The organism is Edwardsiella sp. A.80236 (assembly GCF_044540725.1).
Classification (GTDB): domain Bacteria; phylum Pseudomonadota; class Gammaproteobacteria; order Enterobacterales; family Enterobacteriaceae; genus Edwardsiella; species Edwardsiella tarda.
Map to the genome: position 1 here is coordinate 74420 of NZ_JBIUCY010000004.1, position 22853 is coordinate 97272.

The 22853-nt window shown below is 53.2% G+C and carries 19 protein-coding genes and 2 tRNA genes; 2 read left to right on the forward strand and 19 right to left on the reverse strand.

What is annotated here, in order from left to right; genetic code table 11:
• Positions 1 to 6 precede the first annotated feature (6 nt).
• Positions 7 to 1026, reverse strand: coding sequence for a dipeptide ABC transporter permease DppB (dppB, locus tag ACEQFP_RS05500; RefSeq protein ID WP_068870209.1), 1020 nt, complete (start codon positions 1024 to 1026; stop codon positions 7 to 9).
• A gap of 149 nt (positions 1027 to 1175) precedes the next feature.
• Positions 1176 to 2804: a dipeptide ABC transporter periplasmic-binding protein DppA gene (gene dppA, locus ACEQFP_RS05505; RefSeq protein ID WP_370547130.1), complete on the reverse strand. Its 1629-nt coding sequence runs from the start codon at positions 2802 to 2804 to the stop codon at positions 1176 to 1178.
• Positions 2805 to 3369: 565 nt separating this feature from the next.
• Here dppA and ACEQFP_RS05510 point away from each other — a divergent pair.
• Positions 3370 to 3867, forward strand: coding sequence for a YbaK/prolyl-tRNA synthetase associated domain-containing protein (locus tag ACEQFP_RS05510; protein WP_068870213.1), 498 nt, complete (start codon positions 3370 to 3372; stop codon positions 3865 to 3867).
• Between the two features lie 90 nt (positions 3868 to 3957).
• Here ACEQFP_RS05510 and ACEQFP_RS05515 read toward each other — a convergent pair.
• The 10 genes from ACEQFP_RS05515 to ACEQFP_RS05560 all read right to left on the reverse strand — a co-directional run bounded on the left by ACEQFP_RS05515 (position 3958) and on the right by ACEQFP_RS05560 (position 13880).
• Positions 3958 to 4034, reverse strand: a tRNA-Pro gene (locus ACEQFP_RS05515).
• Positions 4035 to 4173: 139 nt separating this feature from the next.
• A tRNA-Pro gene (locus ACEQFP_RS05520) sits at positions 4174 to 4250 on the reverse strand.
• 194 nt (positions 4251 to 4444) lie between these two features.
• Positions 4445 to 5791 carry an MFS transporter gene (locus ACEQFP_RS05525; protein ID WP_370547129.1) on the reverse strand — a complete coding sequence of 449 codons (1347 nt, stop codon included), beginning with the start codon at positions 5789 to 5791 and terminating at the stop codon, positions 4445 to 4447.
• Between the two features lie 105 nt (positions 5792 to 5896).
• On the reverse strand, positions 5897 to 7429 hold the full coding sequence (uhpB, locus tag ACEQFP_RS05530) for a signal transduction histidine-protein kinase/phosphatase UhpB (RefSeq protein ID WP_109610996.1): 1533 nt from the start codon (positions 7427 to 7429) through the stop codon (positions 5897 to 5899).
• Complete coding sequence (gene uhpA / locus ACEQFP_RS05535) at positions 7429 to 8019, reverse strand: transcriptional regulator UhpA (RefSeq protein WP_370547128.1); 591 nt, start codon at positions 8017 to 8019, stop codon at positions 7429 to 7431. Before uhpA ends, uhpB begins: the two co-directional genes overlap by 1 nt.
• Positions 8020 to 8102: 83 nt before the next feature.
• The gene (locus ACEQFP_RS05540) at positions 8103 to 9659 is read right to left on the reverse strand and encodes a methyl-accepting chemotaxis protein (protein WP_068870219.1); all 1557 of its coding nucleotides are present in this window, start codon (positions 9657 to 9659) and stop codon (positions 8103 to 8105) included.
• A 207-nt stretch (positions 9660 to 9866) separates the two neighbouring features.
• Positions 9867 to 10676: a pyrroline-5-carboxylate reductase gene (gene proC / locus ACEQFP_RS05545; RefSeq protein WP_005295591.1), complete on the reverse strand. Its 810-nt coding sequence runs from the start codon at positions 10674 to 10676 to the stop codon at positions 9867 to 9869.
• 303 nt (positions 10677 to 10979) lie between these two features.
• On the reverse strand, positions 10980 to 11510 hold the full coding sequence (gene idi, locus ACEQFP_RS05550) for an isopentenyl-diphosphate Delta-isomerase (protein ID WP_005290867.1): 531 nt from the start codon (positions 11508 to 11510) through the stop codon (positions 10980 to 10982).
• 320 nt (positions 11511 to 11830) lie between these two features.
• The gene (locus ACEQFP_RS05555; protein WP_005295593.1) at positions 11831 to 12595 is read right to left on the reverse strand and encodes an AraC family transcriptional regulator; all 765 of its coding nucleotides are present in this window, start codon (positions 12593 to 12595) and stop codon (positions 11831 to 11833) included.
• Between the two features lie 856 nt (positions 12596 to 13451).
• Positions 13452 to 13880 carry a universal stress protein gene (locus ACEQFP_RS05560; protein WP_005295594.1) on the reverse strand — a complete coding sequence of 143 codons (429 nt, stop codon included), beginning with the start codon at positions 13878 to 13880 and terminating at the stop codon, positions 13452 to 13454.
• Positions 13881 to 14524: 644 nt separating this feature from the next.
• On the opposite strand from ACEQFP_RS05560, the gene ACEQFP_RS05565 reads away from it, so the two are divergent.
• The gene (locus ACEQFP_RS05565) at positions 14525 to 14671 is read left to right on the forward strand and encodes a hypothetical protein (RefSeq protein WP_005290879.1); all 147 of its coding nucleotides are present in this window, start codon (positions 14525 to 14527) and stop codon (positions 14669 to 14671) included.
• Between the two features lie 380 nt (positions 14672 to 15051).
• Here ACEQFP_RS05565 and ACEQFP_RS05570 read toward each other — a convergent pair whose 3' ends face one another.
• From ACEQFP_RS05570 to ACEQFP_RS05600, 7 genes are all read right to left on the reverse strand, one after another.
• Complete coding sequence (locus ACEQFP_RS05570; RefSeq protein ID WP_370547127.1) at positions 15052 to 15396, reverse strand: hypothetical protein; 345 nt, start codon at positions 15394 to 15396, stop codon at positions 15052 to 15054.
• A gap of 193 nt (positions 15397 to 15589) precedes the next feature.
• A complete protein-coding gene (nudI, locus tag ACEQFP_RS05575) occupies positions 15590 to 16015 on the reverse strand; it encodes a nucleoside triphosphatase NudI (RefSeq protein ID WP_005295599.1) in 426 nt (141 codons plus the stop codon).
• A 166-nt stretch (positions 16016 to 16181) separates the two neighbouring features.
• A complete protein-coding gene (locus ACEQFP_RS05580; RefSeq protein WP_005290887.1) occupies positions 16182 to 16577 on the reverse strand; it encodes a type II toxin-antitoxin system RelE/ParE family toxin in 396 nt (131 codons plus the stop codon).
• Positions 16578 to 16634: 57 nt separating this feature from the next.
• Positions 16635 to 17750: a hypothetical protein gene (locus ACEQFP_RS05585; RefSeq protein WP_139108571.1), complete on the reverse strand. Its 1116-nt coding sequence runs from the start codon at positions 17748 to 17750 to the stop codon at positions 16635 to 16637.
• Positions 17751 to 17852: 102 nt separating this feature from the next.
• Complete coding sequence (locus ACEQFP_RS05590) at positions 17853 to 19598, reverse strand: amidohydrolase (protein WP_005295602.1); 1746 nt, start codon at positions 19596 to 19598, stop codon at positions 17853 to 17855.
• 37 nt (positions 19599 to 19635) lie between these two features.
• Positions 19636 to 21420, reverse strand: coding sequence for an MFS transporter (locus tag ACEQFP_RS05595; protein WP_254654742.1), 1785 nt, complete (start codon positions 21418 to 21420; stop codon positions 19636 to 19638).
• Positions 21421 to 21970: 550 nt separating this feature from the next.
• Positions 21971 to 22843 (reverse strand): LysR family transcriptional regulator, encoded by an 873-nt coding sequence (locus ACEQFP_RS05600; protein WP_035602877.1) that lies wholly within the window; start codon positions 22841 to 22843, stop codon positions 21971 to 21973.
• Positions 22844 to 22853: the final 10 nt, after the last annotated feature.

Sequence of the window (22853 nt, forward strand, 5' to 3'; positions counted from 1 at the left end):
AGCCTCCTAGTGTTTATGGCGGATGCGCGGGTTCACGATGCCGTACAGCACGTCCACCAGCAGGTTAACCAGGATGATCATACTGGCGACCAGCAACACCCCCCCCTGTACCACCGGGTAATCGCGACGTTGTAGGCCATCGATCAACCAACGTCCTAACCCCGGCCAGGAGAAAATGGTCTCGGTCAGAATGGCCCCGGCGAGTAGCGTGCCGACCTGTAGGCCGATCACCGTTACCACCGGCAGCAGCGCGTTACGTAGAGCATGTACCACGATCACCCGCATACGACTCAGTCCCTTGGCGCGCGCGGTGCGGATATAGTCCTCGCTCAAGACCTCCAACATCGCCGAGCGGGTCATCCGTACGATAACCGCCAGCGGAATGGTACCCAATACGATGGAAGGTAAGATCAGATGCATCAGCGCATCCTTGAAGTCACCCGATTCGCCCCATAGCAGGGTATCGATCAGCATGAAACCCGTCAGCGGGTGACTATCATCCAGAAACACCGTATCGCTGATGCGCCCCGACACCGGCGTCAGATCGAGCTGTACCGACACCAGCATGATCAACATCATGCCCCACCAGAAGATCGGCATGGAGTAACCCGTCAGTGATACGCCAACCGCCGTATGGTCGAACACCGAACCACGCCTGACCGCGGCCAGTACCCCGATGGGTATCCCCAATAGGATGGCGAACAGCATGGCGCAGAAACCGAGCTCTAGCGTCGCCTGGAAACGTGGCACGAACTCCTGCCAGACTGGCGTTCGGCTCTTCAACGACTGACCGAGATCGCCATGGAGGACATCACTGACGTAAGTGAAATATTGTTGGTATAGCGGCTTATCCAGCCCCATCTCAGCCATAATCTGCGCATGACGCTCCGCCGAGATCCCACGCTCGCCTGCCATGATCATCACCGGATCGCCGGGGATCATATGAACGAAAGCAAACGTCAGTAGGGTGATGCCGATAAACGTTGGGATGACCAGCCCCAAACGTCGGAGAATAAACTGCAACATAGCCCGAACTCTCTGTATTCGGTCGGCGTAAGCCGACCCATGGCGGCACGTGAGACCACGCGCCGCCTGACTCTAGTTACCGCTCCCGGGCCTGAGGGCCCGTTACCGCGAGGGGGCACGATGCCCCTCCCAAAGGAGGGGCAAACGGCTTACTCCAGGGAGACCTGATCGAAGTGGTGTTTGCCCAACGGATCCACCACATACCCCTTCACTTCTTTGCGTACCGGTTCATACACCGTCGAGTGGGCGACGATCAGTGCCGGCGCCTGATCATGCATGATCACTTGAGCCTGCTTATACAGATCGGCACGCTTGGCCTGATCCGCCTCGGCACGGGCCGGTTGGATCACCGCCTCAAAGGGCTGGTAGCACCAGCGGGAGTAGCCCGAGCCCTGCTTGGCCGCATCGCAGCTAAACAAGGTGGCGAAAAAGTTGTCCGGATCCCCGTTATCCCCGGTCCATCCCATCATCACCGCCTGATGCTCACCATCTTTGGCGCGTTTCAGGTATTCCCCCCACTCATAGGTGACCACCTTGGCCTTGACGCCAATCTTGTCCCAATCGGCCTGGATCATCTCCGCCATACGGCGGGCGTTCGGGTTATAGGGACGCTGGACCGGCATCGCCCACAGATCGATGGTGAAGCCATCCGCTAAACCCGCCTCTTTCAGCAACGCCTTAGCCTTGACGGGGTCATAAGGATAATCCTGCACCGCATCGTTATAGCCCCACATGGTCGGCGGGATCAGGTTCTTCGCCGGTTGCCCAGCCTTCTGATATACCGCCTCAATGATCGCCGGCTTATTCACCGCCATGATCAATGCCTGACGCACCTTGAGGTTATCCAGTGGCTTCTTCTCTACGTTAAACGACAGGTAACCGACGTTTAGCCCCGGCTGCTCCAGCAGGTTGATGCTCTTATCCTGCTTCATACGCTCCAGATCGGCCGGGTTCGGGTACGGCATTACCTGGCACTCATTCTTTTGCAGCTTGGCATAGCGCACCGAGGCATCTGGCGTGATAGAGAACACCAGGCGGTCGATCTTCGGCTTCGCCCCCCAATAATCCTTATTGGCCTTGTAGAGGATCTTGGAGTCTTTCTGATACTGCAACAGCTGGAAGGGGCCGGTACCCAGCGGCTCCAGGTCGATCTTCTCCGGTGTGCCAGCCTTCATCATGGCATCGCCATACTCGGCGGAGAGGATCGAGGCGAAATCCATCGCCAGATCGGCCAGGAAAGGTGACTCCGGATGATTCAATACGATGCGCACCGTGTGGTCATCCACCTTCTCGACCTTGGCGATCAGCTCCGGCAATCCCATACCCTGGAAGTACTCATAGCTGCCGCCGGAGACTTTGTGGTACGGGTGATTGGCATCGCGTTGGCGCTCAAAGGAGAACACGACGTCGTCGGCATTAAAGTCACGGGTCGGTTTAAATAGTTTATTACCCTGCCACTTCACCCCCTTACGCAGGTGAAAGGTATAGGTCTTACCGTCGGGGCTCACCTCCCAGCTTTCCGCCAGACCGGGCTCAATCTCAGTAGTTCCCTTTTTAAATTCGATCAGACGGTTATAGATGGGAACTGCACTGGCATCATAGGTGGTGCCCGAAGTAAACAACTGAGGGTTAAAGCCCTCCGGCGATCCCTCGGAACAATACACCAGCGTCTTAGCCTGAAGGCTACCGGCCACGGCCAGCGCCACCAGCCCAATGCCCCATTTTAGCGCGACACATCCCGCTCCACGGCCCGTGGATACATTATTCTTGGCAGACATAACGTTGAACTCCGTACTGTGATGTTGTGTGAACCGGCAGATCTCTGTTTTTTTCTCTACGATCCGTCCGGCGGCGGCCTGTACGGCCAAGGCGGGTGTGCGACAACCCGGCGAGGAACGACTCGCCAGGCTGCCCATCGATATGTGAATAAGGGTATCGCGAAGCGCGCTGCCCGCCTTATACGCCTCAATTTCGCAAGTGTTCCGGTTGGCGTCAATATAACGAAGGGATGTTTATCGATTAATAAACGATCAGTTTCTTTATATAAAACGTGATAAATAAACAGCATATATAGGTTGAAATTTGTACTTAGTATGCACGTGCCACGCATTTCACTAAGTAATAAATTCTTACCAGCCGATTTCACTGATCGCCGAGGTGAAAAAATTTATCCTAAGCGTCGAATATATACTCAATCCCCCTGATGAGAGGGATATCGATAGAGAAAAATGCTGTCGATGGCGGGTCGCTAACTTGGTCATCGCCATTTTTGCGGGACGATGCGCATGCGTCACACGCTGGCGGCGTTATCATCTGCCTATTGTCATCAAGAGGAGAGAAACGGTGTCACAGGCAACATTTGAACGATTACAGGCGCTGCTGGACAGCCATGCGGCGCGTTATCGTGTCGTCGAGCATCCGAGCGCAGGAAAATCTGAAGAGGTGGCGAAGATCCGCGGAACACAACTTGGTCAAGGGGCTAAGGCATTGGTATGCCACGTTAAGGGGAACGGTATCAAGCAACACGTATTGGCCGTGCTTCCCGCCGACCAACAGGCCGATTTGAACGCCTTGGCACGCGGTATCGGCGGGACACGCGCCTCGCTGGCGAGTCCGGCAGAGGTCAATGCGCTGACCGATTGTGTCTTCGGCGCCATTCCCCCCTTTAGCCTACATCCCGACCTGTTACTAGTCGCCGATCCATTACTGTTCAGCCGCTTCGATGAGTTAGCCTTCAACGCCGGTACCTTGGAGCGTTCACTGATCCTCAACTGCGAAGATTACCGTCGTATTGCGGCGCCCCGTAGTGTGATGTTTATCCACCAGACGGTAGAGAGCTAGCAGCGGCTCAGACTCGGCGCTACGGCCGGATAGGGTCAGAGCACCCTAAAGCAAAAAACCCAGCCATAAAGGCTGGGTTTCTCAGGAATTTGGTCGGCGAGAGAGGATTCGAACCTCCGACCCACACGTCCCGAACGTGTTGCGCTACCAGGCTGCGCTACTCGCCGAATGCGGTGCGCATGTTACTGCTAGCATGCAACGGCGTCAACACATTAAGGAGAATGTAGGTCCGGCTTTTACTCCACCGGGTGTAAACGGCGCATAACGCAAAAAACCCAGCCATAAGGGCTGGGTTTCTCAGGAATTTGGTCGGCGAGAGAGGATTCGAACCTCCGACCCACACGTCCCGAACGTGTTGCGCTACCAGGCTGCGCTACTCGCCGAATGCGGAGCGCATGTTACTGCTCAGCGTTCAGCGCGTCAACCCTCTTTTTGCATTACTTTTGCCGTTTGCCGAGAAAATCGGCCATCATGCGTGAAATCTCGCTCATCGGCGGTATTTTTGCCCTTATTCTCACCATCCCAATAGCAAAAAGCATGGCCGAAGCCATGCTTTTTTTCCGACGATATCGAGCGGTCAGGCATTCGCCTGCGCCGACTGTCCGACGCCATTATCCGCCTGCTGGGCACGCAGGAAAGGCAGTAAAAATAGGGCAGACAAGCAAGCCGCCACGGAAATGACCACGAAAAAGCCATTCCAATGCCACACTTCCATCACACGCGCGATCGGATAGCCCGAGAGCGCGGCACCGAGGTAAGCGAACAGACCGACGAATCCGGTAGCGGCCCCGGCCGCATCTTTATGGGAACACTCCGCCGCGGCCATGCCGATCAGCATCTGCGGCCCAAAGATAAAGAAGCCGATAGAGAAGAAACAGGCAGCCTGGAGGGCATAGCTCCCACCCGGCATCAACCAGAGAGCGGCTACGGACAGGAAGATACCAATGGCAAAGATCAGGTTCATCGGGCCACGGTTACCCCGGAATAACTTGTCGGAGCCCCAACCCGCGACCAGTGAACCGATAAAGCCGCCCACCTCGAACAACGACAACGCCGAGTTGGCGGTCATCAGCGAGTAGCCTTTCGTCTGAGTCAGATACAGGTTCCCCCAGTCGTTAATCGCCGTACGCACGATGTAAACCAGCACGTAAGAGACAGCCAACAGCCAGATATATTTGTTGGTCAGCACATAGCGCTTAATGATCTCCTTGTTGGACAGCCCCTGACCTTCGGACTCTTGTACCAACTCTAGGGTATCATCACGCCACTTACCCACACTCGGCAGCCCCATGGTGACCGGCTTATCGCGCAGGCGCCAGCACATCAGCACACCCAGTACAATCCCGATAATCCCCGGGATGATCATGCCGTAACGCCAGCTGAAATGCAGGGAGATAAAACCCACCAGCAACGGAATCAGCGCACCGCCGACGTTATGCGAGGTATTCCAAATGGCCCACCAACTACCACGCTCAGCCCGCGAGTACCAACTGGTCAGAATCTTAGAGCACGGCGGCCAGCCCCAACCTTGGAAGAAGGCGTTCACCATCCATAGCGCCCCCAGCACCATCAGCGAGGAGCTCATGCCGAAGATGATGTTGATAATCCCGGTCATGATCAGCCCTAACCCCATAAAATAACGCGGGTTAGAGCGGTCACTGATCATCCCGGAGATAAATTTAGAACAGCCGTAGGTGATGTAGAACAGCGTCCCCATGATGCCGATATCGGACATACTCAGTCCCAGATCGCTGATCATTTCCGGCATGATGAAGTTGAAGCTTTTGCGAGTAAAGTAGAAGGCAGCATAACCGACGTACATCACCCACATCAGTTGGATACGCCAATATTTATAGGTTGCGTCAACCTTGGCGCGATCCTGGATCTCGGGCGCGTCGGCGCGGCTTTTCAGGAAAAACCACATGGGAAAATACCTCGTGCGTGGAAACTCATCGTTGTAGCCGCTATGTTGCGATGTACACGCGCGGGATAACTAATACAAATCCCCTGGCGTCGTTAGGAAAAACTCTTAGTTAGCACACTCTGCAGATAAAACTGCGGGCAAGATCACAGCCAATCGCGTCCCTTGCGCGCTTTCCAGCTGGAGTTCGCCGCCCATGGCGCAGATGCGTTCACGCAAGCCACGCAACCCATAGCCCGGCGTCAGATTCACCAGATCGATGCCGCAGCCATCATCGCAGATAGTCACATGCAACAATCCCGCCGCATCTTGCCAGCCATGCACCTCGATATGGCTGGGATGCGCGTGACGACAAGCATTGGTGACCCCTTCTTGGCACAGGCGATACAGGGTGATTTTTAGCGTGTCGTCCAGGACTGACTCATCGATACGCCAATCCAGTCGCGTCGTTATCCCCTGATCGGGTGGCAGCAGGTCTCGCAGCAACGCCGCCAACGCCGCCGCCAACGGCAGATTGCTCAGCGAGGCTGGCCATAATTGAGCCAACAGCTCATGTACCCCGTCGTAGACCCGCAGAGCGTAATTCTCTATCGCCTCCGCACTGGCCAACAGGCGCGGCTCGTCGCTCAAACGGCGAATGATACCCGCCTGGGTACGGATCACGGTGATGGTCTGGCCGACCTCGTCATGTAGTTCGCGTGCGATCTCCCGTCGGGTTGTCTCCTGCGCCATCACCAACGAACGCGCCAGCGAACGGTTCTCCTCCAGACGCTGGCTCAGCTGGCGGTTCAGATCGCGTTGGCGCTCGATCCCCGCGCCCAACAGCATGCCAGTCAGGCTCTGCGCCAATAGAGAGAGCAACAGATCGCGGTGCGGCGCCACGCCCTGCGGTTCTGTCGCAATCAACACCACACCATTGAGCAGGGTCGCCAGCAATGCCCCCTGCCACCCATAACGGTAGGACATAAAGACGATCGGGATCGCCAGACAGAAGGGGACAAAACGACGCAACTCAGCATGTTGTGCCAGATGCTGTAGCCAGAGACTCAATGCGAATAACAGTAGGTAGGCACCGATATGGCGCAGGCGTAAATTCACCGGACGATGCAGGATTCCGGGCATCAGCGGCAGCCAACTCTGTTGTGCCAGGTAGTGCCAGATCAACAGGCAGGTCGGTGCCACCGTCAAGCCGCCACAGAGTCCCAGCAGCAGCGCCGGTCCAGGCATGGCGTCGCACACCAATGACCAGAGTAGCGCCTGCAAGAGCGCTGCCAGTGCCACCACCCCGCCCTGCTGCAACGGCCAGCGCCACTCGGCCCCCTGACTTTGCTGATGACGTAACCATGCCCCCGCCCCCCAGGCTAATACCAGGCACGACAGCAGACCAAGCAGCGTCGCGCCCAGCCAGTCGCCCATGCCGAGTTGATTCGCTAAGAAGAGCTGGAGCGCCACATCGCCCGCGACGATCCCAGGCCAGTAACGCGGCGGAGTCTGTAATAGGATGCCCATACGCAGGCCAAAGGGGAAAAGCAGCAGGGCTTCGACAGGCATGACCACCAGTGCCGATCCGATGGCCCATAGGCAAAAGCCGGCGATGGTGTAGCAAAAGAAGATAGCCAGGGTCGAGATCAGGTGTTGCATCACTGCCCCAACAGGCGATGTGCCAGTTCGACGTTGTTGTTGACCCCAAGTTTGACGAAGAGATTGGCACGATGGACATGGACAGTCTTGGGCGACAGGCCGAGGCGTTCGGCGACCTCTCGCACCTCAAGCCCCTGAGCCAGCATCATCGCCACTTCACGCTCCCGACGCGTCAACGGATCGATGCGCGTCCGCGCCAACTGTTGCGCGATCTCCGGCATCAGATAGACGCCGCCCTGTGCAACGGTACGCACTGCGCTGGTCAAATCCTCAGGACAGCAGCGTTTAGAGAGGAACCCTCGCGCCCCACGATCGAGCGCCAGCTCCACCAGCGCCGCGTTATCATGCATCGACAGCATGATCACCGCTAAGCCTGAGGGCAGATCGGCCAAGAGATCTAAGCCACTCTCATCCGGCATCGAGATATCGCAGATACAGACATGCACATCTAATCCCGGTAGACCCGCTCGCGCCTCCGCCGCCGAACTAAACTCACCCACGACCGCCATATCCTCCTCCAGCGACAGCAACTGGACGAAGCCGGACCGAACGATATAGTGATCGTCGATAAAGGCAATGCGATAGGTCATAGTCAGCTCCGGCGGGCAACAACAGTGTGCGAATTATACACATATTCGGCCACATCCCGTAACTGTGCCCGCCGTCCCAGCGCTTACACCAGCTTGAACGTCGCCATGCTCTGCATCAGCTGTTCACTCTGCGTCTCCAACGAGGCGGTCGCAGCGGTCGATTCTTCCACCAATGCGGCGTTTTGCTGCGCCACCTGATCCATCTGAGCAATCGCCTGGTTGACCTGCTCGATGCCGCGACTCTGCTCCTGAGAGGCGCAGGAGATCTCCGACATCAAGGCCGTGACGCGCGCCACCTCGCCGGAGATCTTCGCCATGGTATCCGCTGCGGCACTGACGCGTCGCTCTCCCTCGCCTACCTGATGGACCGACTCTTCGATCAACTGCTTGATCTCCTTCGCCGACTGGGCGCTGCGCTGCGCCAGGTTACGGACTTCACCGGCTACCACCGCAAAGCCACGCCCCTGCTCACCGGCACGCGCCGCCTCAACGGCAGCATTCAGCGCCAGGATATTGGTCTGGAAGGCAATACCGTCGATCACACTGATAATGTCGGCAATCTTCTGCGAGCTCTGGGAAATACTCCGCATCCCGACGATCGCTTCATTGACGATGGCCGCACCATGATTGGCGCTATTAGAGACCCCATCGGCTAGCAGATTCGCCTGCTCGGCATTCGCCGCGTTCTGGCGTACCGTGGCCGTCAACTGCTCCATACTGGCTGCCGTCTCTTCGAGTGACGCCGCCAGCTCCTCAGTACGCTGCGAGAGATCACTGTTGCCGGCCCGCAACTCGCGCGCCCCCACATCAACCTGCTCGCTGGCATCCCGCACACGACGTACCGTGCCGGCCAACGCCCGCTGCATCTGCGTCAATTTCTGCCCGAGCAGGGCTATCTCGGAGCGACCACTCAACGTCAACGAACGAGCCAGATCCCCATTCGCAATCTCCCCCACATGCTCATCCAATTGCGTCAACGGTTGTAGGATGATGCGACGCAGCGCAAACCAACAGAAGACGCCCATCCCCAGCAGCAGCAGGCAGGCTGAGATGATCAGCGTCATCGCCCGTTGGTAATCCTGAGCGGCCTTTTGCAGCGCCTCTCGCCCTAACCTATCGGCAAACTGACGAAACTCACGCAGGTCGCGATCGTATTCCGTCGAGTGCTGACTGACCTGATTCTCTAGAAAACCGTAATAGGCATCCAAGTTCTGTTGCGCCAATGCCTGTACCATCGGGCGCAAACCGTCATGAATGTAAGCTTTGTAACTCTGCTCCACACGCGAGCTCAGGCGCTGCCCCTCGGCAGTGACCTTTTTCAAGGCAGAGAACTGCGCCATGATCTGATCAGACTCGGCAATCAATCCCTCCGCCGTCTGGCGACTGGCATCGGCATCGGCCGTGTGTGCTAGCGTCAACTGCCGCGCCGCAACGGCGGCGGCGGAGCGTGCACGAAGCGTAGCGCTAAACCCGGTTGAAAGCGGCCCCAGTTCATCCGCCTGCAACTGATTAACGACCGCCAGAGAATGATTACTCTGACGTAAAAAATAAATTCCCATGCTGCTGATAAAGAGCAGTAATAAGGTATAAGTGCAGATTATGACTAATAATCCGCCACGCACTGTTATACGTTGATTCATCAATTATTCCCTGTAAATAACGCTTCGGCATGGGATCATCCCTCAGCCGGTCTACCGTGAGGTCGACGTTCACGTTATCGGTCAGCAAGAGAGAAACTTGAGCCAGATCACATAATGTGATGTGTGATGTGAGCCTTCTGGCCATCACAGGGAAATTTGCGCCGCCGCATCAGGACGGCGCAGACTACTCGAGGAGTAAGCGGGGACTTAGCGGCGACTCATCGCCTCTGACTTAGCGATACAACGGCCGATCGCTTCAATTACCGCTGCCCGCATCCCCTTCTCTTCTAATGCCGCGACCGCCTCGATGGTGGTACCCGCGGGGGAACAGACCATATCTTTTAATTCAGCAGGATGCGTACCCGTCTCCAGCACCATCTTTGCCGCCCCCATCACCGCCTGGGCGGCAAACTGATAGGCCTGGGCACGTGGCATCCCCGCCTGTACCGCCGCATCCGCCATCGCTTCGATAAACATAAAGACATAGGCTGGAGCCGAACCACTCACGCCGACGACCGCATGGATCAACCCCTCAGGCACCACCTCCGCACGCCCAAAGCTACGAAAGAGGGTGACGATGCGTGCACACTCCTCGGCGCTGACACGGCTATTCGGGGTCACCGAAGACATGCCCGCATTGACCAACGAGGGGGTATTCGGCATCACCCGCACCACCTTTTGCTGCGCCGCTAGCCCCGCTTGTAGGGTGTCTAGTGTCACGCCCGCCGCGATGGAGACGACGATGGTCTCGGGGCGCAACGATGCCTTAATCTCACTCAATAGGGCGACCATACCATTAGGCTTCACGCCCAACACCACGATATCCACCTCGGCCGCCAGCGCCTGGGCATTCGCTGCCGCCTTTACGCCATATTCATCGACAATGGCTCTGACGCTATCTGCGGTGCGGTTATACACCCAAATATCTTGCGCCTGCGCATACTGGCTGGCGAGTAGCCCCCCGAGAATAGCCCGGCCCATGTTGCCACAGCCGATAAAACCGATTTTTTGCTCCATACGTCCTCCAACCCAGGCTTTCAGCATTAAGACAGGGAGTCAGATGCAGCCCCTCCCTACTCGTGCCAGACTACCACCAAGCATCGGGGAAAAATATGCTGCCTACACGATAGCGGTATATGGAAAGAGGTAGCCTAAATATCATTTAGCAGAGCGCGGATCATCGAGGGAGGTTCATAACGAATCAATCAGATACGTGGTTCGCCGATACGCTAAGCGCCGGTAGGGGGAGCCAGCGCGATACCCGCGAGTCATCCGACACGGTACATGGCCTCATGCTTATCACTATCCGTGATATCGACCCTATACCACTTCACGCGGACACGCGGCAAGATGCTGTAAGACTTGCGGTAGGCAGACACGAAACCAGGGTGTGTAATAATCCGGCTGCTGAGCCATATGTTGTAGGATCTGCTCAGGCGCGCGCCACGCAAAGGCATCAACCTCTGCCGGATTGAGCTGTGGATTCTGCTCGCTACGCCCTACAAACACATGAGTCAACTCATGCTCGGTCAACCCTTGCCCCACATCTACGCGGTAACACAACGTTAAGGCCGGGTCGAGCGCACATTGCATCCCCATCTCTTCCTGCAAACGGCGCATCGCGGCCTGGTCGTTCGCTTCCCCTGGCAACGGATGGCTACAACAGGTGTTACTCCATTGCCCACCGGCATGGTATTTATCGGCGGCGCGCCGTTGCAGCAACAGTTCGCCTCGCGCATTGAAGAGATACACCGACAGGGCTCGGTGCAGGCGCCCCTCACGGTGTGCCGCCAGCTTCTCCATCCGTCCTAGCGGCTTATCCTGCTGATCAACCAAAACAACTTCAATCACCGACTCCCCTCCCTACCTACACAATATGGAACGCCACCGTGTCATCACAGGTACACGGTACAAGAGCCGGTTACCATACCTTATCCTCAGCGACCTTTTTAGTACTGAACTGCTTTTCTCGTTAAAAATCCGACGATAACATGTCTTACTCTCCATGGAGCATAAGAGATAACGAGGATAAGAATGGGCCCATGACCGTAACGGATAAGGTAGCAAAAGACTACTGATATGAGCGGTAGAAGAGAGCAAACATGCTCGGGGGGAATGTGACGACATCCGTGTCAAACAACGCCAGCTAGCGACGCGTGCTATCGTAGAGACTAGGATAACATGGCACCATCACGATAACGATGCACATAATTTAACGGCGTCATTCCGTAATATTCCTTAAATACCGAAATAAAATAAGAGGTACTACTATAGCCACATAAGGCTGAAACTTGTGAGATATTCTTATTGAAGACTAATAACTGCTCTACTGCATAGCGCATGCGGCAATCGGTGACAATTTTACTGTAACTGGTCTGCTCATTTTTTAGTTTTTTCTTTAATGAGCTGGGACTCAAGCACAGACAACTCGCCACCGTCGTCAGGCTCCAGGTCTTGTTGATATCACTTTGAATAATATTGTAGACATTTGCGCTAATATTGTTCCGCACCATCCTCATTAAAAATGGAATAAAATTCTTATTGTTAAGGAAGATGGATAGTGCGGCAAATGTCAACGAACGCTTGCGTTCATACTCGATCTCATCAGTATCCCGCATCACCGAATGGCGTGCCGCTTCTTTGAATACATAGGGTGTTCGGCAAGGCTCCATCATGTAGGGTGGGAAATTACGTGATATCGGAGCATAACTGGTCAGATCTTTTTTCAAAAAGTGCAGATAATCTTTTATCAAATCTCTAGTAATATAAAGCACATAAGCTGGCTCTAGTAGCGAAAAGTCTATTGCATCATTCTCCACAGAGATCAACATCAAATGATTAGCATTAAACTTAACGGGTACGCCCTCGCTAAACCTGACATTCACATCACTTTCTGTTAAAACTATCGCACAACATTCATCACAGCAAAGTTTCATAGCAGACATCCTACAAAATGAACAAAATGCCTTATCTCACTACCACCTTGTGGTGCCAGCACATAGCATAAAAGAGAAGCCTAAAATTGCTCCCAATAATGAAAGTAACATACCGAATAATATGATTATTTCAATCTCACTGGAAAATTTTCACTGTAGCGTTTTCTTTACACGATAGGATTACTCAAATCTTATCGATATACTTATCCTATTCTGATACTAAGCAGACAGAGAATTAATAACTATTTATTATATCCAAAAAAAACGCGGAGGATTCTCCGCGCAATAATTACCTAGTTATTATAATGCTACGATGTCTTTGCTACATTATCGTCAGTAGATCACCAACAATAATTCTATCTAACGCCGGCGTGATTATTACTCTCCTAGCCATACTCAGAACATGGCCAAATCATACCAACACCAACGTCAATGACCTTGCATAATATCTAAAATAATATGCATAAAGTAAAATTACGCCACGCCATCACAACGTTAATTTTTAGTATTACGCGGCAGCCAGCGTGATGCAAGGGGGAGGCCTCAGCGAGAGACATATGGAAAACATTAAACAATCAAAAAGTTACGTTAAAATAAATCAAAAAATACAATAAACATTTACTCCGAAGAATTATTTTTTTGGCTCATAGTGATATCAGTGAATTATTGAGGCAGCGAGAAACATCCCAATCTAATCGTATGCCAAAAAGGCTCACTAACCAACACGATAAAGATCGCTAGCCGATCACCCCCTCCCAAGGCGACAGAGGTCGCTATGGACACCAAGTGGCTGCGCCCGTGATACCCACGCAGCCATCGAGAAAACGCCTCAAGTCATCAAGAAATAGCGACGATCTCAGCGAATCACTAACACATTCGTCTTGGCATGACGAACGATAGCCGCCGCGTTAGACCCCAGTAGATAAGTCTTCACACTCGGACGATGGGAGCCAATCACGATCAAATCAGCCCCCATCTCCTCGGCCTGTAGCAAGGCCTCATCACGTGGAGTACCGAAACGGATAGTGTAAGACATCCGCTCTCGCGGCAGATCGATATGATCGATCAACGTCAGCAACTTCTCCTCTGCGTTTGCCACGGCTTTATTTTCAAACTCTTTGATACCAAAGGAGTATGCAGTGACGAATGCCTGTGCATCAGGCAGAACATACAGGAAATGCACCTCGGCATTCGTCAGTTTAGCCATGTAGATCACATGCTCCAGCGCATTTTGCGTCAGGAGATCTTCCTCAATATCGACAGGCACCAAAATATTCTTGTACATCGTAACCCCCTCCTCCTGGCTCACCGTAAAACAGCGCGATTCCTGCGTGGATCAGCACACCAAGCACCAGCCACCCAATGCCCTCCGGTGTTCTGGTTCTGGCATAGCCCAAGCATCGGTCTAGCATACTGCCTGATAAGAATAGACAACATTACGTTGCTGCGCTTTTGTGAGATACCACAGAGTATGACGTACGCCCCCTCTCGATACGGCTCTCCTTCCCGCCTATCGCCCCATGCGCTATGGGGGAAACATCGCCTATCGTACAATACGTAATGTCGCTCCTTTCATTTCATGTCAGATAATAACCAATCACTCATCCTATCGATAAAATAAACAATCAAACGAAAACACTATTATTTTTGTATTCTCCATTATTTCTTCATTTTTTATCGTGCTGCACAACAATGTGCAGAAATTATAAAATAGCCGAAAATACAGAACGCCTTTTTATTTTTGCAGCACCCTTTTTGCATATTATTTCATGCTTAGCGAAAGCACTTTAGGTTAAATGTGAGGCAGACAGCATAAAAATCTCACGCTATAATCGTCGGTAAATAACACAGGGAATTTAAATGCTCACGATGAGTAGGGCATTGCATATACCTAATTCTTAACAGAAGAATCCTTACCCGGAGTCCATTATGAGATACATCGTCTTATTGCTCGCTGCCCTGGTATTAAGTGGCTGTGCCCATACCCCACCAGTCCACAATAATAATTTCGGCAACCTCGCTGACTGCGGTATGTGTACCTATAACGATACCTTCTACACCAGTTTCGACGAGTAATCACCCATAGCGAAGACGCTGTCCCGCTATCCGCGGCTCGCCGCATAAGCACCATGACGCGAGCCGCATGATAGCGTCCTTATCATCGCACAGTCCCACGAGTATTCGCCGGATGCGAAAGTGAATGATGCATCGCTATCCCTATCCATTGGCGGCATGCTCGTCGCATTGTACCCAGCGCACATATCTGCGTTTCATACAACCCCAAAGCATACTGGTCCTATCGCCTCCCTCACAACGACAAAAAACGAAAGATCTCATCACCTTCGTATTAAGGGGCGGAGCCAGGCTCACTGCCTACGCACCACCGAACGTCATCACTCACCCTCACCAACACGGTGAGGTACGATGCTTTTACCTTCGACCACAACCGAACACGTTCAATCGGCCAGATGTGTCGCCGCCAGCGCATTAACAAACTCGCGCTTAATCAGGATATCGGAGATAAAAATCACCGATATCTGCTGCTGACATTGGATATAGGCGGCACGAAAACTACGGGGCTTCAACACTATTTTATACTCAAGAATGGTTTTCCCCTGATGCTTCAAACCCCACGCCGCCTTAATTTTATGAGGACGCTGGCTGATAATCTGCGGTAATTCATGGTAGAGATTAGCCTTGATCGTCGCTTCATCACGTGAAAATTTTTTAAAGAATGCGCGCATCGCCGTATTGTCATCAATCGTCACCGCCAATGCCGTGGCAAAGCTCCCCTCACTCATACCATTCTCCTTACGCTGCTAACCCATGAGCACTCCAGTGAATGATAGTAGCGCGCCGCCTCTGCGCATGATATCTCAAGGCCAGCAGACGACCCGCACGGGAGACAGGAACGAAAACCCCCTAACACCAACAACGCAACGCGCCCTTCCCCACTACCGCATCGAGTCCCACGCCCCACACTCCCATCGGGTATTACAGCAGCCCCTTCTGGCAGAAGGTCAGTCGGGTCGCCTCATTAAGATCCATCCCGGCCAGTGCCTCAGGCATAACCCAGGCCACTTGCTGAAACTCTTCATTAAAGATAATGTCCCGATTGCGGCTAACGCAGTCGAAGATCAGGTAGACCATGTAAATCTCTTCGGTACGGCCATCCGCGTAACGCTTGGTTCGTACATCATCACGGAATGTCCACGGCGTTATCTCGCTAATCACCAAGGACTCTCCCAACTCCTCGCGGATCTCACGCCGTAGGGCCGCCTCCATGGTTTCCCCGACCTCCATCCCACCACCCGGTAGCGCCCATTGTCCAGGGAACACGCCTCGATCATCCGCCATCTTACACAACAGAAACGCCCCTTCATTCTGAATGATAGGGCATACAATAATCCTCTGACGCATCGCTCCCTTACCTCCGCTGATGTGAATGGGTAGCACTGATATCACATTACTCACGATCTCCAATCAGGCATCATAACCTGTGATGTCAAGACACGAAGTGAAGCGGTTCATAGAATAGCGGCACCTCTCTTCCCCTCATCACGGATTGGCGTATCAGGCTCACTCGTTAGGTATCATGTGGAAATAAAGGAACCGGATCAGCGCCTGCATTTAATGCCGCTAAATGACGTATCGCGATTTCGGCCTCTTTCGGGGGCGTCTTACGTGTTTTCTTCAAAAAGGCGTGCAGCACCACCAGATCGTTAGAACGGCTCAAGGTAAATAGCACCCGCGCAGACTGTGCGCCACAATCCACACGGAGTTTATAGATAGTGCCTTTATATCCCCATATCGTGGGTTTCAGGATTTTTAGACTTGAGGAGGAGTAGATCGTCTCCTGGGTACTGAAAGCGATCAACTTCTTTTTAATCGACTCGGCTAACTTCCCAGACAACTGTCCAAGGAAATGTACCATCGGTGCGGCTCCCCCCTCCGCTGCCGGAAAACAAAGAATTTTCATCATCGACCTACCTAGAATTAATCTTGAAGCGGGGCCCGATTCTCGACAGACCAATCCCGCTCAACGCCCTGGCGTCATAGCGGATAATACCTGGCCACCCAGTACACAGACTATTCCCACCAGGCAGATCCCCACAGCAAATAGAGGAAGATAGGCCATACCCAGAGTGATCGTTAGGTAACTATTGAGCAGGCCGGCTGGTAGGTAGGCAATACAGGAGAAAAATATCACGGAATATGGCACAGATACGCCGCCGCTAGCACCACAAAAGGCCGCGCTCCCCTGCTGTACGCTGGATATCACAAACACAAGCCAGCAACAGTGGACACTTAGCATCACCATGATCGACGAAATCAAACTCACAGCACAAAACGAAAATAGCAGGAAAATGAGCAACGAGATGATTGATACCCCCAGCCAAGCCCATCCCGCCCCCCAGCGGGGCCCCAACACGCGCATCCCAGGATAAAAACCCAATACAATCAAATCAGAAACGGCTATCACCATGCCGGATTGCCATGTAGAAAAGTCAAAGAGCGTCTTCATCAGTGTGGGAAACGACATAAACAACATATGGGAGGCCAAACAGATACTCCCCCAACCAATAACCATGAATAAGCGTCTGGTCACCATGATCTCCATGACCGACCAGTGCCGCGCAATCGGAACATCCGACACGACACGCGCCCCAGGTACCAGATATCCATAGAAAATAGCGGCGGCAAGCCCTCCCAGCCCCCCCAACGAAATTCCCCGCACAGGATCCGGCATCAACGCGGCAAGGGAAATACCGCTCACCTCTCCGATGATCAATGACAGCGGCCAGCGATCAGGCTGCCAACATCGTGAGAAACTCACTTGATGGGGAAATGCCCCGAGCGACAACAGGAGGCATAAGCAGCTATGGATAATCCCCAAGAGAAAGAGTGTACAGGCCAGTAGGACAACAGAGACATACGCAGGAACCAACAACATCAATATGGCATACAGCAAGAGCAACGAGCCGCCCCAACAGGACAGGCTTCGCATGCCACGGAGAGATCGAAATAGCCATAGGCCGATAAATGCGCCAGCCCCCCAACAAGCCATCATCCCGCCCATCACTTCATAACCATAAAGATAGGCATCAGAAATATATTGAGGGAACAACATCAACGTAAATGAAATATTAAACATGGCGAACCCAACCATTGCTCTCAAGTCAGGTTCGTGGCGATTGTTTACACCACGCAGATTTAGCATGGCTACCGAGGGGAGGTACAGACCTCCCCCGCTCCATCAATTAAGCATGATATCGTCACCACCAATCACCGTCCCAATAATACGAATATCCTTCAGCCGCTCACGAACAGCCTCCGTGGCCTCCTCCTCCAGCACGGTAAAATCTGCCCATTTACCCAGCTCAATGCTACCGCGTACATCATCTTGGTGCGCCAGCCATGCATGGTTATACGTAATCACCCGCATGGCCTCATCCACGGTGAGACACTGATCCTCACCATAAACGACCCCAGTCAGGGAGCGGCGATTGACGGCGCACCAGGCAGAGAAGAGCGGAGCGACCTCCGTCACCATATCGTCAGAGTGCACTCCATGCTTCAATCCATAGCGGGTAGCACTGCGGCAGGCATCCATCCGACGGACGCCGTGGGGACCGACCGTGTACTTGCAGTGTACGTCGCCCCAAAAGTAGAGATGATTGGCAAATAAATTCGGTGTGACACCGAGCCTTGCCATGCGGTAAAACTGATTCTCTGTAGCCAGCTGGCAATGCTCTAAAGAATGGCGGAAACCAGGGTTCGGATTATTGGCGCGAACCAGGGCGATAGCCTCCAGCGCCGCCTCGGTAGCACCATTACCATTGGTGTGGATCGAGCACGACATACCATGACTCTCGGCCAGAGCAATATGCTTAGCCATCGCGTCTGCATCCATCAGCAACAAGCCATTCGGTTTACCTGGCGTCACATATGATTGATCTGGCAATAGGTGCGCCGTAAAGGCCTGGATAGAACCATCGGCTAATAACTTATAATTTCCCACGCTCAGGCGCGGATGATATTCATTGCGCAAGGCTTCGACCGCCTCCCATCCCGACCATGTCTTGTATCGCCAACGTTCTATCGTGGAAAACCACGGTTCCATAATAACGCGAGTATGTAACCGCTTCTGCGCCGCCCCCTTAATCCAGGCTTCTGCTGCCATATTCCCCGGTATCACAGGAATATTGGTTCCTTTATCCGTAATCGATGTACAACCATGTATACGGGCAATCCGAGTGGCGATTTCTCCAGCATCAAGTAATCCCTCTAGAGAGAAATCCATACGGGCGGCGCCATTAGCAATGGCGGGTTGCATCATCGCCAATTCTGCAATGGTGCCGTTTAAACGACCATCTTCATAACAAAATAGGTTAGGGTCGGCAGGCATGCGCTCATAACCACACAGGGTTAATGCGCGGGAGTTCACATTGATAACATGCCCGGAAGCATGGCTAAGACAAATAGGGTACTCCGTCGAGACCTGATCCAAGACATCACGGCTGACATCCGCATTATTCAACAAGAGAGGGTCGAATCCCCAACAGTTTAGCCACTGTGTAGCCGATGAGGCCAGACGAGCATGATCGTGGCGGAGCAGCTGCCGAAGTCGCTCAATTAATGCGTCAACGGACTGAATGCCCGGAAGGCGCGTCCCATCCACGCCTTTACGGTCGACATAACCGATATAATGAGCATCACGCAAGAATGCACCCATCATATGGGGATGCATATGGTGTTCGGAGAAACCCGGATAAATATAATATTCACGAAACCTATCATCGACCTCAATGGCGCAATGGTGTAGCGCTAATGCTTTCATGACCGTCTCTGTCGGCCCCACCGCCACAATCGTGCCATGTTGGCTGGCGACACATTCGGCACATGGAGCCGCCGGATCCATAGTAATGACTTTCTTAGCGAGAAATAGCGTTACCGGACTCGTCATATCAATCAAACGAAAAGCAATATTATCCATTTTCATACTATTGATTCCTTCACGCATAGAATTATCAGATAACTTAATCGCTACCCACTTTTTCGCTGCTTGCCCTCACCGTCCAGCCTTGAGTGGGGATACCCATAAAACCGGGAATATGGAGTAATACCAACAGTACTAGTGACCAAAACGCCCAACGAGCTGATTCAATACGGGCAATTTTATAGATAGCCAGCGCCTTCTCCGCCTCCTCGGCCGAGGCTCCGGCATTCTGAATGCGTTCCAACATGGCCTGATTGGCCATAAAACCATGAACCGGCGTGTTGGCGACATAAACCTTTACGATCGTGGAGACCTCGCCATTTTCAATCCGGTTTTTAAAGATAGCGGTCGAGCCGAACAACATCACCGCGCCAATGATCGCCACACCTGCCGCCTGCCAAACATTGCGCGTAGAACATTGAATACCACCAGATTGTGCCGCATCACGGGGATTCAGGGCCGCCGCCACAATCATGGCAGACTGAGAGGAATACCCACCCTGTCCGGCACCAAGCAGGGCGAGGCCGGGATACATCAGTATCGGATCGAAGCCATCAGGCAATAATGCACTCAGTATCAATACAGTTCCGGCTACCACCATCGCCGTGGAGGCCAGCACAACCCCACGAGGAGAGAGGTGACTGGCTTTCTTTGGAATAGTAAGAGACAGCACGATCATAGGGATGGCCATGACCATCATGGCCAGACCGGATTCAATCCCGCTCCATCCGGCGACGACCATAACCCAAGAGACAATCACGAAAAAAGCGCCGCCGAAGACCACAAAAATAAGCCCGGTCACATATAGCCCATTGCGCACCTGGCGGGTACGAAGAAAAGAACGAGGGAGTAATGCGGCACCATGTTTTTCTTCAATACGCTTCTCTACCCATACGGTCACCGCCATGATTATGACGCCAAGGAGTGCCAAAGGCAGGGCCGGAGACACCCCCAAGAAGGTGAAAGGAGCAGACATCGGTTCAATCAATCCCCATAGACTGATCTTTGAACAGCCGATGATAAAGGACAGTAAACCGAGCGAGACCAGCAGGGTACCGAGATAGTCAATGCGTATGCGACTCGGCTTAATCTCCGGAATACTCCTCCACGCAACCAGAAAAACCGCGATAAACCACACCGATAGCGTCAGAAACGCCGCACGGTAGCCGAGTAAATCCATAATAAAACCCGCACCGACAGGCATAATCACCACGGCAAAACCGGTCGCAGCCCCCACGCCGCCAAAAGCAATGGCGCGAGCCTTCCCCTCATACAGCGAGACAATCACGCCCAAAACAGATGGGATCATCAGGGCGGCGCCTAAACCGGTAAGTGTCCGCGCGCCCCAAATCAGTAGCGCCATGGTCGGAGCCATCACGGCCAGCGCCTCGCCGACCACGCATAAGGCTGCTCCCGCCATAAAAACACGCTTGAATCCCTTGGCGATGCCCAACATGCCACCAAAGACCATCAGGGCACCGGCCAACAAGCTGTAGACAATGTTGGCCAGTTGCACCTGATCCATTGAGGCCGCCAACTTATGGATAAACTCATTGGTCGCTATCGAGAGCACGGCGTTATCGCCGGAAGTCCCTATCTGGGCGATACAGACGACAATAAGCGGTAGCCACATCAGTGTATTTTTTACCGGACTGCGTTCCATAATATTAATCCTGATCGAGTCATTAATATAATCAAGGCAACTCAGTGAATAAGCATGAACGACGAGTGACAACGAGGTTGTCATACTGTATTGAATATCAATCGACTGAGTAAGTAACGCGACAAGAGATGAATAGCCATGGTTCATTATGATCGTGTTCACCACATTACTCTGCGCTCTCTAGTGAACGATTCAATCGATAAGGTGTAACTTCGTGCACCTTGCCCACTTTATGGCTACACTTTATGAAATTCAAATAACGACTCCGCCTTATCAGGGTAAAGTCGATGGCAGTAATGATTTATAAAATCAATGTTTAACTAGAAAGCAATAGATATGATACGAGAGAGGATGCGGACAATGGAGGGGGCTCTAATGAGCCAAGCTCAAGTCATTAGAATAATTAATTTTTAAGAATGGCTTGTTTATAAAAACTATAAATTTATTTTTATCCATAAGTAGACGTAGAGGGCGCGATGACAGAAGCGGCCTACGGGACACCATCAAGCAATTTTTCTTAATGGCGATAAGCCAAAATATTTTTTCTAATTTTCTCATCCTGCTTGGTTATAAAGTCACTATCCCAGGATAATAATTTCCGATAGCACGGCTCACTCTCTCCACAAGAGAGAGTCATTTCACGGTGATGTGTGTTGACCCTTTCTGACCGAAATCCATCAACAAATTATCGTCGCTATTGAGTCGCCAAGATTTAAAACACCGCCTCGAAGGCCGTTTCGATGGCATGAATCACCGCTCTGACTCGCGCAGCTTGCTGTACATCCTGATGAGTGACCAACCATATTTCATAAGGGTTGGCACGTTGCCGCTCTGGCCAGATCCGCACCAATCCCGCCTGCTCTGCCAGTGGGATAGGCATCTCGCCAAGCCCCAGCCCCATCAAAAGCGCTTGGCGTAACATCAGACTGGTATCGACCCCTGCGGCTATCTTAGCGCCATCAGCTGGCTCCGCCAGGATAGTGGTGAAGCGGGAGCTCTGCCAGTGGGGCTCGTAAACGACCAAAGAGTGACCACGCAAGCCGTTACCCATCTTCGGCAGGCCATGACGGGCCAGATACGCCTGTGAGGCATAGAGGCCGATCGGCCAAGAGGCTAGCTTACGGATGACCAAGTCGGGATTGGTCGGCTTCACCGTGCGAATGGCGATATCGGCCTCACGCAGGGTCAGGTTAACCACCTGTGTAGACGCCTTAAGGATCACCCTTATATCAGGATGATTACGATGCAAAGCGCCTAGGGCGGGTAACAGGAAATCCGTGCCTAGGGTATCGGTCGTCGCTACATTCACCTCGCCGACCAATCGCTTATCGACCCCTTGGGCGGCACGAACAAAGTCCGTCGCGGCTAACTCCATCTGCTGGGCGCTGGCGAGCACGACCTCACCAGTATGGGTCAGACGATAACCTTTCGGGGTCCGTAGAAATAACGTGGCGGCTAACGCGTGCTCCATGGCGGCGATACGTCTCCCGATCGTGGCCTGATCAACCCCCACCCTGCGGGCGGCGCCCCTCAGGGTACCTTCACGATAGAGAGCGAGAAAAATTTTAGCGTCGTCCCAATTCATCTTAGCTCCT

Excerpts from the sequence above, each read along its gene's own strand:
- dppA (WP_370547130.1), bottom strand. The coding sequence starts at position 2,804 with ATGTCTGCCAAGAATAATGTATCCACGGGCCGTGGAGCGGGATGTGTC.
- ACEQFP_RS05585 (WP_139108571.1), bottom strand. The coding sequence starts at position 17,750 with ATGTTTAATATTTCATTTACGTTGATGTTGTTCCCTCAATATATTTCT.
- ACEQFP_RS05565 (WP_005290879.1), top strand. The coding sequence starts at position 14,525 with ATGAGATACATCGTCTTATTGCTCGCTGCCCTGGTATTAAGTGGCTGT.
- ACEQFP_RS05525 (WP_370547129.1), bottom strand. The coding sequence starts at position 5,791 with ATGTGGTTTTTCCTGAAAAGCCGCGCCGACGCGCCCGAGATCCAGGAT.
- dppB (WP_068870209.1), bottom strand. The coding sequence starts at position 1,026 with ATGTTGCAGTTTATTCTCCGACGTTTGGGGCTGGTCATCCCAACGTTT.
- ACEQFP_RS05600 (WP_035602877.1), bottom strand. The coding sequence starts at position 22,843 with ATGAATTGGGACGACGCTAAAATTTTTCTCGCTCTCTATCGTGAAGGT.
- ACEQFP_RS05590 (WP_005295602.1), bottom strand. The coding sequence starts at position 19,598 with ATGAAAATGGATAATATTGCTTTTCGTTTGATTGATATGACGAGTCCG.
- proC (WP_005295591.1), bottom strand. The coding sequence starts at position 10,676 with ATGGAGCAAAAAATCGGTTTTATCGGCTGTGGCAACATGGGCCGGGCT.
- uhpA (WP_370547128.1), bottom strand. The coding sequence starts at position 8,019 with ATGACCTATCGCATTGCCTTTATCGACGATCACTATATCGTTCGGTCC.
- ACEQFP_RS05570 (WP_370547127.1), bottom strand. The coding sequence starts at position 15,396 with ATGAGTGAGGGGAGCTTTGCCACGGCATTGGCGGTGACGATTGATGAC.
- ACEQFP_RS05555 (WP_005295593.1), bottom strand. The coding sequence starts at position 12,595 with ATGAAACTTTGCTGTGATGAATGTTGTGCGATAGTTTTAACAGAAAGT.
- nudI (WP_005295599.1), bottom strand. The coding sequence starts at position 16,015 with ATGCGTCAGAGGATTATTGTATGCCCTATCATTCAGAATGAAGGGGCG.
- ACEQFP_RS05560 (WP_005295594.1), bottom strand. The coding sequence starts at position 13,880 with ATGTACAAGAATATTTTGGTGCCTGTCGATATTGAGGAAGATCTCCTG.
- ACEQFP_RS05580 (WP_005290887.1), bottom strand. The coding sequence starts at position 16,577 with ATGATGAAAATTCTTTGTTTTCCGGCAGCGGAGGGGGGAGCCGCACCG.
- uhpB (WP_109610996.1), bottom strand. The coding sequence starts at position 7,429 with ATGCAACACCTGATCTCGACCCTGGCTATCTTCTTTTGCTACACCATC.
- ACEQFP_RS05540 (WP_068870219.1), bottom strand. The coding sequence starts at position 9,659 with ATGAATCAACGTATAACAGTGCGTGGCGGATTATTAGTCATAATCTGC.